Here is a 13,706-nt window from a genome sequence, read left to right as displayed (position 1 = left end):
ACCCAACCGCGACAGCAACACCGCAAGAGCGGCATGCACCACCATGAATTCCGTTGCGCCACTGCGTCGTGCCACCTCGGTGATACCCGCACGGACGCGTCGATCGATCACGAAACCATGTGAGGCGCCCCGGTAACTCGAGGCCGCCGGGCGAGGCCGATCCCCCGGCAACGTCGACTCCTCCGGCAGATCCGCGAGGGTGGTGCGCCAGAACTCGGTTTGCCGCGCGAGCAACGACTCGGGGTCGGACTCGTCGCCGAGGACCTCACGCTGCCACAACGTGTAGTCGGCGTACTGGACTTCCAAAGCCGACCACTCCGGGACTGCGCCAGCAGCCCGCGCCGCATACGCGGTGACCACATCACGGGTCAACGGGCCCATCGAGAACCCATCACCGGAGATGTGATGAACCACCACCACCAGAATGTGCTCTTCCGGCGCGACCCGCAACAACCGCACCCTGATCGGAACCTGCTGCGTCACATCGAAACCGGTAGTCACGATCTCCGTGACACGTGCCAGGACGTCGTCGGCCGCGACAGTTTCCGGACGTACCTCGACGATCGAGTCCGATGCGGGCAGGATCTCTTGGAATCCGACCCCGTCGACCTCCGGATACACCGTCCGCAACGACTCGTGCCGCGCCACCACATCCGACACGGCCGCCTGCAACGCATCGACATCCAACGATCCCGACAACCTGATCGCCACCGGAATATTGTTCACCGCAGATTCTGGATCCAACCGGTTGAGGAACCACATCCGCTGCTGCGCCAACGACAACGGCACCTGCGCCGGACGCTCCCGCGCCGACAGCACCACACCCGGTCCGCCACCGGCCTCCGACACCCGCGCCGCCAACTCCTCCACGGACGACGTCTCGAACACCACCGGCACCGCGACCCGATGGCCCACCCGCGCCGACAGCCTCGCCACCAAGCGCGTCGCCGCCAAGGAATTGCCGCCCAGATCCACAAACGAGTCATCCAGCCCGACCCGCTCGAGACCCAGCACCTGCGCCACCTCCGACGCCACCAACTCCTCCACCGGCGTCCGAGGCGCGCGATACTCCCGCACTTCGAACACCGGCTCCGGCAACGCTGCTCGATCCACCTTCCCCACTGCCGTCAACGGCACCGAATCGAGCACCGCCACCATCGTGGGCACCATGAACCCCGGCAACACCTCGGCCGCAGCCGCACGCACCCGATCCCCCTCGAGCACCGCCGCCGGCTCCGGCACCACATACGACACCAACGCCGACTCACCCGATGGCAACGATGTCCCCACCGTCACCGCAAACCCCACGCCGGGCAGCGACGACAGCACCGCGTCGATCTCCCCCAGCTCGACCCGGAATCCCCGGATCTTCACCTGGAAATCGCTGCGTCCCACATACTCCAACACGCCGTCGGCACCACGACGTACCAGATCTCCGGTCCTGTACATCCGCCCACCCGCACCGAACGGATCCGCGACGAACCGCGCCGCGGTCAGCCCGAACCGACCGTGATAACCCCGCGCCACCTGCGCCCCCGCCACGTACAACTCCCCCACCACGCCCTCGGGAACCGGCCGCAGACGCTCATCGAGCACGAAACAGCCCACCCCCGCGATCGCCGACCCGATCGTCACCGGCGCACCCGGCACCAACTCCCCCGAGCTCGCCAGGATCGTCGTCTCCGTCGGTCCGTACGCATTGAAGAACCGGCGACCCTCGACCGCCCACCGCCGCACCAACTCCGGCGCGAACGACTCACCCGCAACCACCACCACACGCAACGAATCCATACCGGCCGGATTCATCGACCCCAACGCGCCCGGCGTCATCAACACATGCGACACCGACTGCGTCACAATCACATCCGCCAGCTCGGCGCCACCGCCGACACCTGCCGGCGCCACCACCACCGTCGCACCCGCCGAGAAAGCCACACCCAGCTCGAGCAACGACACATCGAAACTCGGCGAACACACATGCAACACCCGAGACGACGACTCCACCCCGAAATGCTCACGCTCAGCCGAAATCACTCCACCGACACCCGAATGCGATACCACCACGCCCTTCGGCCGCCCCGTCGAACCCGACGTGTAGATCATCCACGCCGCATCCGACGCCTCCAGCGAGCGCACCCGATCCGCATACGACACCGGCCGCGACGACAGCGCCTCCACCTGCGCGACCACCGATACATCGTCGACGGCAATCACAGGCACCGACCCCGCCACCGACGACACCGTCGGCACCGACGACCCCACCGACAGACACAACACCGCGCCGGAGTCGGACACCATGAACTGCACGCGCTCAGCCGGATAACCCGGATCCACGGGCACGAAAGTCGCCCCCGACTTCGCCACCGCCCACAACACCACGACCGACAGCAGCGAACGCGGCACCGCAACCACCACCGCGTCGCCCGGTCCGACACCCCGATCGATCAGCCACCGCGCCCACCGCGACGACACCTCGTCCAGCTCGCGATACGACAACGATCCCTCGGCTGCGACCACCGCCACCGCGTCACCACGCGACTCCACCGCCGACACCAGCAACTGCGGCAACAGCACACCGCGCCGACCGTGCGCGCGGTTTCCTCGCGCCGGTCGCGGAGCACGTTCGGCACGTGGTGCCCGTTCGGGTCGCTGGCTACGTGCACCGGTACGGGCGCTTGCCGCGTCGCGGGACTCCGGACGTGCCGATCGAGATGCGTTCACCGGAGTGGCCTCGTTCGAACTGCCGTCGTGTCGTGACATGGAAAGCCCACACCCTTCGCTTCAGATAATCCAGTGGTCGCGCCCGTAATCGAACAAGCACTTCGCCGCCTCGAAACGGGCGACGCTAATCGAAAGTAATCTTCCCGGTCCATCCCCGGAGCAGGCCCCGACGTTACCCGCGGTGCCTCCGGCGGTGCCGGATCCGGGCCACCGGTGGGGCCGACGGCAAATCGGCCCCACCGGAATCAGCCCAGGTCGGGAAGCTGGTACACGCGGTGCGCGGCACCCCACTCCTCCAGCGGTACCCCGGATACGTCGTCGAGCACGACGACGGCTGCGAGATCCTCGAGTGTCCCCGGTTCCAACGTGCCCAGCGACGCGCCCGGCAGGTGGACGTGCGTCACCCACTCGTTGTACAGCACTCCGTCGAGGCCAGGACCCGATATGGCGTCCGCGGGTACGACCACGACCACAGCACCTGTCGCGGTGACGACGAGGGGTTCGAGTGCCACGACCTCGATGTCGGCAGTGCCCACAGCAGCGCTTCTGGACTCGTACGTCAGTCCGTACTTCTCGCGTAGCGACCCGATACGGTTGATCAGTTCCGCATTGGTGAATGTCTTCGACGCTGTGACGACTGCAAGGTCGGTCGCGTCGACCGGCCGTACTCTGTCGCTGTATGTCACCGGATCCGACGGCAGTGCGGCCAGTTCGTCGCGTACATCCGGATCGTCGACGACGATCCGTTCACCACCGGGCGAGGAAACGCCGGTGACCGTGAGGGTCACCACAGGCCCCTGCGGCAGATCCGGCATCTCCCTGCCGGGTTCGATCATGGCGAGGGCAGCGCCGGTCTTGACGACCGCCCATTGAGCGACCACCGACTCCACCGATCGGGAGATCGCCACCGCGACCACGTCGCCGGTGCCGACCCCCCGGCCGATGAGGAGCCTGGCGAGACGCGACGAGCGCGCGTCGAGTTCCCGATACGGGATCTCGGTGCCCTGGCCTCCGACCGACGGATCTGCCGGCACCGCCAGAGCGGGCGCCGACGGGTCCTCTTCGACCACCTCCGCCAGGACCGTGGCGAGTGTCCGCGCTCCGGTGTCGACGGCGCCTGCGGACGGCCCGGACTCGGCGACAAGACGTGCACGTTCGTCCGCATCGACCAGGTCGATGTCGCCGACCACTCCTTCCGGCTCGGACACGAACGAATCCAGTACACGCACGAGCTGTTCCGAGATCCGTCCCATCCCTGCCTCGTCGAAGAACCTCTCCAGGTACTTGAACGTCAGCTCGAGTTGTCGATCCGCAACGGCCATGAGGGTGATCGGGTAGTGCGTGGCATCGTCCAGCACCACGTCGGTGATCGTCATACCGTCGAGGGATCCGGCCGCGTCGGTCAGCGCCTCCCTGTCGATCGGATACGACTCGAACACCAGCAACGAATCGAACCCGATCGGGGTCCCGATCCGCTGCTCGATCTCCGACAGCCCGACGTAGTGGTGATCCAGCAGGTCGGCCTGTTCCGATTGCACGCGGCGCAGCATCTGCACTACGGGTTCGTCCGGGTGGATCCGGACCCGCACGGGCAGTGTGTTGATGAACAGGCCCACCATCGCCTCCACGCCCGGCAGGTCTGCGGGGCGACCCGAGACGGTCGCACCGAACACGACGTCGGCGCGCCCTGTGATCCTGCCCAGTAGAACGCCCCACGCAGCCTGGACGAGTGTGTTGACCGTGACGCCGCTTTCGGTGGCGAGCGCGGTCAGCCGCGCTGTTCGGTCGGTGTCGACGAGGACCGACATCTTCGACATCGTGTCGTTGTCCGCGTCCCGCTGGACCGGAGCGACAATCGTCGGTTCCGAGATGCCACCCATCGCCTCGGCCCACCTGTCCAGCGACGCGGCATGGTCCTGCTGCTCGAGCCACGCGAGGAAGTCCGCGTAGGAACGCGTGGGTGGCAGGGCCGCACGGTCGCCGCGCAGCACGTACAGAGCCATGAGGTCCTGCATGAGCAACGGCATCGACCAGCCGTCCAGAAGGATGTGGTGGGCGGTGACGGCCAGGTGATAGCGGTCCTCGTGCGACTTCACGAGGAGGAACCGAATGAGAGGCGCACGCTCCATGTCGAAACGCCGAGCCTGTTCCTCGGCCAGCAGCGCCGGCACCCCACTCTCACCGGCACGGCCGGAGAGATCGCTCGCGTCGATGACCCGCCAAGGCAACTCGACCTCGTCGAGAACGAGTTGCAGCGATCGGCCTGCCTCGTCGGTGACGAACACGGCCCGCAGATTCCTGTGTCTGTCGAGCAGGGCTTGTCCCGCGCGTCGCAGACGATCGGGATCGACGTCGCCGCCGAGATCGAGGACCGCCTGCATCGTATAGACATCGGTGCGTTCGTCGGCCGTCATCGAAGCGTGGAAGAGCAAACCTGATTGCAACGGCGACAGCGACCACACGTCCGTGAGCGACGGGTATCGCTGCTCCCAGATCTCGATGTCGCTCTGGTCGAGATCGACGAGAGGGAGATCCGACGGTGTCAGCCCACCGGCACCGGGCGAAGACCCGAGCCGTGCAAGCGCATCGAGCGCTTCCAGCCAATGCTGCGACAGTTCGTCGATATCGTCACGGTCGAACAACCCGGCTGGGAACGCGATCGTCGTATCGAGGCGCGTGCCATCGGAGCCGTCCGAGATCACAGCCTCGACATCGACGCTGACGTCGGCCGGAATCGCCGTGGACAGATGCACTTCCAGTTCGCCGAGGGCACCGGTCGGTGTCCAGACGGACTCGGTCGCGCCCTGCTCTGCATCCGAGCGCGACCGCCGGTCCAGGTAGCTGAAACGCACCTGCGGCGACCGCTCCACCGATGCCAGGCGATCCCGTGCCTCTGGATCGAGATGGCGCAACACGCCGAAGCCGGTCCCGCCGGCAGGAACGACCCGCAACTGCTCCTTGACCGCCTTCATCGCCGCAGCCATCGCCGGCCCACCCGCGAACGCCTCGTCGATATCCACACCGGCAAGTTCGACTCGCACCGGATACGCAGCGGTGAAGCAACCCACGGTTCGTTGCAGGTCGGCCCCGGCCACCGCGGTGTCCGCACGTCCGTCGGCCTCGAACCGGACCAGCGCGGACGACGACTCCACACCACGATCGCGGCGCCAGCGCACCAATGCCAAACCGAGGGCCGTCATCAGGCCGTCGGTGACCGCGCCATTGAAGAGCGCCGGCACCGAGGTCAGCAGCGCGTCGGTGTCGGCGGCAGGAACGGACACCTCCAGCCGTTGCACCGTCGAAGTCGTATCGACGGCCGGATCGAACGGTCTCATCCCCATTTCGGGATCCGGTCCGTCCAATGCGCGCTCCCACCAGGACAACTCGGACCTGTGTTCGGGTGCGACCTCGAGAACGCCGTGCGCCCACCGCCGCAGTGACGTGCCGACGGCGGGTAGTCGCGGCTCCTGTCCCGCGGCGATCTGCTCCCATGCCAGACCGAGGTCGTGAAGGATGATGCGCCACGAACCGTCGTCGACCACCAGACGGTGTGCGACAAGGAGCAGGATTCCCTTTCGCTCGCCCGGGCCGAAATCGAGCCAGACGAGACGCAGCATCGACCCGGCGTACGGATCGAGGGCAGTGAGAGCGGAGTCTAGGTGCGGTCGTGCGGTCTCGGCGATCCGGGCATCGTCGGTATCGGCCGGAACCTCGACCCTGGTGAGCAGTTGCGCCGGATCGACGGTGCCTGCGCTGCGCACGCGCAGCATCGGTTCACCGTCGGCGCCACCTTCGAGGGCTGAACGCAGTGCATCGTGGTGATCCATCACGACGCCGATCGTGCGCTCGAGTGCATTCCGGTCGATATCCGACGGGAGCTCCACGGCCACGATCTGTCCGGCGTGGTCGAAGCCACCCGGCCGGCTCAGCACTTCGCGCATACCCGGCGTGAGCGGAACCTCGCCGACTCCACCGCCCGGCAGCTCGTCCAGCGACGCAGGCCGGGTGTTCTCTGCCCACGTGGCCACTTCGGCGAGTCCCGCAACCGAACGACGACCGAACACGTCTCGCGGCGTGAAGATCACACCTCGGGCCTTTGCCCGCGACACCAATTGGATCGAAACGATGCTGTCCCCACCGAGCGCGAAGAAATCGTCGTCCGCACCGATCTTGTCGACATTCAGAACCTCGGCGAACACGTCCGCGATGACCTGTTCCATTCCGGACTCGGGCGCTCGGAACGCCGTCGTCTCGAACACCGGATCCGGCAACGCCCTACGATCCAACTTGCCGTTGATATTGAGGGGCAACCCCTCGAGCACCACAAAAGCCGACGGCACCATATAAGCCGGCACACTCCGACCCAGTTCGACTGCAACCTCCCCGGTATCGAGGTCGGCATCGGGCCGAGGAACCAGATACGCAACCACGCGCGTACCCACACGCTCGCTCTCACGAGCGACCACAGCCACATCGCGAATGTCATCCATTCGCCGCAGCGCCGACTCGATCTCACCGAGTTCGATCCGGAAACCACGAACCTTCACCTGGAAATCGGTACGCCCCAAATACTCGAGCTCACCGTCTCTCGTCCACGCCACCAGATCACCTGTGCGGTACAACCTCTCACCATCGCCCCACGGCGACGCCACGAACCGCTCCGCAGTAAGGTCAGGCCGCGCGAAATATCCACGAGCAAGCTGCGCACCCGCAAGATACAACTCACCCGGAACACCGATCGGCACCGGCTGCAAGCGCGTATCGAGCACATACAACCGGGTATTCCATTGCGGCGACCCGATCGGCACGGACACCGCATCGTCCGCGTCGACGGTGTGACCGGTGACCGACACCGCAGCCTCGGTCGGACCGTAGAGATTATCCAACCGTGCGTGATTGGCTGCGAGGAACCGCTGGGCTGTAGACGCAGGCAGGGCCTCACCGATGGCGAGCACCCGGCGCAGGGAAGACGGCAGGACACCGTCCGTGTCCGTCATCAAGGCGGTGAGCATCGACGGCACCACATGCAGAGTCGTCACACCTTCGGATGCGGCGAGGTCGTTGAGGTACGCCGGATCGCGGTGACCGTCCGGCGCCGCAACGACCACGCGACCGCCGGATACGAGCGCCGACCAGAACTCCCACACCGACAGGTCGAACGTCGCAGCGGTCTTGAGCAACAGAGCATCACCGGGCCCGAGATCGTATTCGGCCAGCATCCAGAGCATTTGGTTGACGATCGCCGCATGGGACACCGCCACACCCTTCGGCCGCCCGGTCGAACCCGACGTGAAAATGACATACGCCGTGTTCTCCGGCCGCAACGGCGCAAGCCGATCGAGGTCCGTGACCGGCAAGCCCGAGTACCCGTCGAGGCCCGCGGTATCGAGCCGAACGACGACGATCCCGGACCCCACGCCGCCCTCGGGCACATCGAACTCGTCACGCGCGGTGGTCAAGACCACCGCGGGAGCCGCAACCGACAGAATGTAGTGCGTGCGCTCCGCCGGCTGATCCGGATCCAGCGGCACGTACGCCCCGCCTGCCTTGGCCACCGCATACATACCCACCAGCAGTTCGACCGACCGCCGCATCGCCAGCGCGACAGTCGATTCCGGCCCGACCCCCACAGAGATCAAATGACGGGCGAGCCGGTTCACCCGGGAATCGAACTCCTGATAGGACAGCGACAAGCCCTCGAAAACGATCGCGGTCGCCGCAGGATCGCGGCGTACCTGGGTGTCGAACAAGTCCACCAACGTCACCGGCGTACCAAGCGGGTGGCCCGTGCGGTTCCACTCCTCCAGGAGCAGGTCCCGCTCCTCGACGCCGAGAATATCGAGCTCTCCCACCGGAAGCTCCGGCTCGGCGACGATCTGCTCGAGTACTCGCACGAACCGCTCCACGATCCCGGACACTGTCGACCTGTCGAACAGATCCGTCGCGAACGTCAGCACGTTGCTGATCCCCGCCGGAGACCCGTCCTCGTGGTAGCGGTCCGCGGCGACCAGATGCAGGTCGAACTGCGAGGTCTGCACTTGCGCATCCAACCCCGACACCGTCAGACCCGGCAGCTCCAGGCTCGTCGTCGCCAGGTTCTGGAACGACAACCCCACCTGGAACAGCGGATGCCGTGCGGTGGAACGTTCGGGGTTGAGTACCTCGACGATGCGCTCGAACGGAACGTCGGCGTGCGCGAACGCCTGGAGATCCCGCTCGCGTGTCTGCTCGAGCAGAGCATCGAAGGAACCGCTCACATCCACATGGGAACGCAGAACCAAGGTGTTGACGAACATGCCGATCAGATCGTCGAGCTCCCGACGTCCCCTACCCGCAATCGGTGTGCCGACCGTGATGTCCTCGGTGCCCGACAAACGTGCGAGCAACACAGCAAAAGCCGCATGCACCGCCATGAACAACGTCGAGTTCCGGGCTCGTGCGAGATCGACCAACTTACGATGCAAATCCGCGTCGATGTCGAACTCGACCCTGTCGCCGGCAAAGGACTGCTCCGCCGGCCGTGGCCGGTCGGTCGGAAGGTCCAGCTGATCGGGAAGGCCCTCCAAGGACTGTGCCCAGAACGCGATCTGCTTGGCTGCCAACGACTCCGGGTCCGACTCGTCACCGAGTACCTCACGCTGCCAGATCGAGTAATCGGCGTACTGCACCGGAAGCGGTTCCCAGCCGGGCTCGTATCCGCCGGAACGCGCCACATAGGCCGCAACCAGATCACGGGTCAGTGGTCCCATCGAAGAACCGTCGGCAGAGATGTGATGGACGACGAACGCGACGATGATCTCGTCGTCCCCCACCGCGTACAGGCGAATTCGGATCGGCACCTCGGCGGTGACGTCGAAGCTCGTATTCGCCAACTCACGAACGAGGCCGGGCAACTGATCCCAGTCCGTCCAGACGGGCTCCAGATCGGGCGCTGCCGATGAGACCGGCAACACGATCTGAACGGCACCGTCGTCCGACTGCGGGTAGGAGGTGCGCAGCATTTCGTGTCGTTCGAGCACATCGCGGATGGCTGCCTGCAATGCAGCGAGATCCAGTCGTCCGCTGAGTCTCAACGCGATCGGCAGGTTGTATGCCGCGGAGTCGGGATCGAACCGGTTGAGGAACCACATCCGCTGCTGCGCCAGCGACAACGGAACCCGGTCCGGACGCGGCCCAGCGACGAGAGGCACCGTTCCCCCCGAGCCGGCATGTTGCCCGACGTGTGCGGCCAACGCCTCGACGGTCGGTGCGTCGAACAGGGCTCGCACCGGCACCCGAGTGTCGAGCGCCGAGCCCAGCCGTGCGACCACTTGCGTGGCGTTCAGCGAGTTGCCACCCATTGCAAAGAAATCGTCGTCGAGCCCGACCCGCTCGACGCCCAGCACGCCGGCGAACGTCGACGCCACAATCTCTTCCACCGGGGTCCGTGGCGCCCGGAACTCCCGAGTCTCGAACACCGGCGCAGGCAACGCCTTTCGATCCAATTTCCCGGAAGTGTTGAGCGGGAACTGGTCGAGGACCACCACTGCGCCGGGCACCATGTACGACGGCAACAACCCCGACACGAAGGCGATCAACTCGTCGCGGTCCACCGTGCCCCCCGGAACAGGAACCACGTACCCCGCGAGTTGATCCCCGATGCCCGACGACGACACGACCACCGCAGCCTGGCTGACCGACCCGTGCGCCAGCAAGGCACTCTCGATCTCACCCAACTCGATGCGCTGACCCCGGAACTTCACCTGGAAGTCGGTTCGCCCGATGTACTCGAGTTCACCGTCGCCGTTCCACCGGACCAGATCTCCCGTGCGATACATCCGATCCCCGGCCGGCCCGAACGGATTCGCCACGAAACGATCCGACGTCAGATCCGGCCGGCGCACATACCCACGCGCCAACTGCACGCCGGCAAGGTACAACTCACCCGGCACCCCCGCCGGCACCGGACGCAGGCGGCCGTCCAGCACGTACACCTGCACGTTCCATTCCGGCACACCGATCGGCACAACATCGACCGATCCCTCCGACGGCGCCTGCCAGAACGTAGCCGACACCGCAGCTTCCGTCGGCCCGTACAAATTGTCGATCCCCGCCGCACTGATACGGCGCACCCCGTCGACCGTCTCCGGCGGCAGCGCTTCACCGATGACGAAGATCTCCCGCAACGTGCTGCACGATTCTGCAGCAGCGTGCGCCGCGAACACGGTCAGCATCGACGGCACGAAATCGGTGATCGTCACCTTCTCCCGCGCAATGACCTCCGACAGATATATCGGATCGCGGTGTCCGTCCGGAGTCGCGAGTACCAACTTCGCACCCACACTCAGCGGCATGAAGAACCCCCACAACGACACGTCGAACGTCGTGGCGGTCTTCTGGAAATACACATCCTCCGACGTCATCGCGAACTCGTGCAGCATCCAGTCGATCTGGTTGACGATCGCGCGGTGCGTCACGGCCACACCCTTGGGCTTGCCCGTCGAACCGGACGTGAAGATGGCGTAGGCCGTGTTGTCCGGGCGGAGCGCGTCCCGCCGCTCCTCGTCACCGATCCGCTCGGCAGAGACCCCCGCCAGATCCAGCCGATCGATCTCCATCGTCTCGACATCTACCCCGGACGGCACCTCGAACCCATCGCGGGCCGTCGTCACCAGACACACCGGGTCAGCGGTATCGAGCACATGCCGGATGCGATCGGCCGGATGGTCGGGATCGATCGGCACATAGGCGCCGCCCGCACGCACGATCGCATACATCCCCACCAGCAGATCCAACGACCGGCGAACCGCCAACCCCACCGTCGTCTCCGGACCCACACCCCGCGAGATCAGATACCGCGCAAGCTGATTGACACGAACATCGAACTCGCCGTATGTCAACGACTCGTCTTCGAACACCACCGCAATCGCGTCGGGATTCGAAAGGACCTGGATATCGAACCGGTCCAGCAACGTCGCTTCCGGCACCGGATGCGACGTATCGTTCCACCGCTCGAGCACCACAACGCGCTCGTCGGCACCCAGCAGATCGATATCCCCTACACGGCACGACGGATCGGCCACGACCGACTCGAGGATCCGCACGAACCGATCCGCGAACCCCTCCACCGTCACCGCATCGAACAAATCGGTGGCGTACGTCAATTCCGCACTCCAACCGACCGGCGAACCGTCCTGGGCGTACCCCTCCGACAACGTCAACTGCACATCGAACTTCGCGATCTGCGCATCGAAGTCGACACCCGAGACACTCAGCCCGGGCAGTTCGAGCTCCGCAGCCGCCAAGTTCTGGAAGGCCAGCATCACCTGGAACAGCGGATGACGTGCCTGCGAACGCGCCGGATCGAGCACCTCCACCAACCGCTCGAACGGCACATCCGCATGCGCGAACGCCTCGAGATCGACCCCACGTACGGCATCGAGCAGCTCCCCGAACGGGACGGCGCCGTCGACCGACGTCCGTAATACGAGCGTGTTGACGAACATGCCCACCAGATCATCGAGCGCAGCCTCACCACGCCCCGCGATCGGTGTGCCGATCGCAATATCGGACTGTGCGCCCAACCGAGACAGCAACACCGCAAGAGCGGCATGCACCACCATGAATTCCGTTGCGCCACTGAGACGTGCCACCTCGGTGATACCCGCACGGACGCGTCGATCGATCGTGAAACCGTGCGACGCACCCCGGTAGCTCGACACCACCGGACGAGGCCGATCCGCCGGCAACGTCGACTCCTCCGGCAGATCCGCGAGGGTGGTGCGCCAGAACTCGGTTTGCCGCGCCAGCAGCGACTCCGGATCCGACTCGTCGCCGAGGACCTCACGCTGCCACAACGTGTAATCCGCATACTGGACTTCCAACGCCGACCACTCCGGGACCGCACCCGCAGCCCGCGCCGCATACGCGGTGACCACATCACGGGTCAACGGCCCCATCGAGAACCCGTCACTCGAGATGTGATGAACCACCACCACCAGAATGTGCTCCTCCGGCGTGATTCGCAGCAGGCGCACTCGGATCGGAACCTGCTGCGTCAGATCGAAACCGGTAGTCACAACCTCCGTGACACGTGCCAGGACCTCGTCGGCGGCGACGTCCTCGACACGCACCTCCACGACCGCGTCGTCGGCACCGAGCACGTTCTGGAATCCGACTCCGTCGACCTCCGGATACACCGTCCGCAACGACTCGTGCCGTGCGACGACATCCGACACCGCCGCCTGCAACGCATCGACATCCAACGATCCCGACAACCTGATCGCCACCGGAATGTTGTTCGCCGCCGACCCCGGATCCAACCGGTTGAGGAACCACATCCGCTGCTGCGCCAACGACAACGGAATCTTCGCCGGACGCTCCCGCGCCGACAGCGCCACACCCGGCCCGCCACCGGCCTCCGACACCCGCACCGCAAGTTCCCCGACGGTGGACGCCTCGAACAACACCCGCACCGGCACCCGAGTATCGAGCGCCGCACCCAGACGCGCCAGCACCTGGGTCGCAATCAGCGAGTTACCACCCAAAGCGAAGAAATCATCATCGAGCCCGACACGCTCGACACCGAGCACCTCGGAAAACACCGACGCCACAACCTGTTCGACGGTTGTCTGCGGCGCCCGGAACTCGCGAGCCTCGAAGACAGGGGAAGGCAACGCCTTACGATCGAGCTTCCCACTGCTGTTGAGCGGAAACTCATCGAGCACCACCATCGCCGACGGCACCATATAACCCGGCAACACCGCACCCAACCGACGCAACAACACCACAGAATCCACCGACGCACCCGCAGCCGGCACCACATACGCCACCAACTGCTCACCCGCATGCGCATCCGAACGCACCAGCACCACAGCCTGACCGACACCATCCAAGCCCAGAAGAGCAGATTCGATCTCACCGAGCTCGATCCGCAACCCCCGCAACTTCACCTGAAAATCGGAACGACCGATGTACTCCAACTCACCATCGGCGTTCCACCGCAC

At 65.6% G+C, this 13,706-nt stretch carries 2 protein-coding genes; both read right to left on the bottom strand.

Annotated elements, in window-relative coordinates:
* The coding region (locus tag ACFWU2_RS20715; protein WP_378610140.1) for an amino acid adenylation domain-containing protein at positions 1–2,721 on the bottom strand (2,721 nt) is incomplete at its 3' end.
* Positions 2,722–2,966: 245 nt separating this feature from the next.
* Positions 2,967–13,706: amino acid adenylation domain-containing protein (locus tag ACFWU2_RS20710; RefSeq protein ID WP_378610139.1), on the bottom strand; the 10,740-nt coding region annotated here is incomplete at its 5' end.

The sequence above is a fragment of the Rhodococcus sp. NPDC058639 genome, from assembly GCF_042717545.1.
In the GTDB taxonomy this organism is placed as follows: Bacteria; Actinomycetota; Actinomycetes; order Mycobacteriales; family Mycobacteriaceae; genus Rhodococcus.
This window is presented reverse-complemented; position numbering and strand designations above follow the sequence as displayed.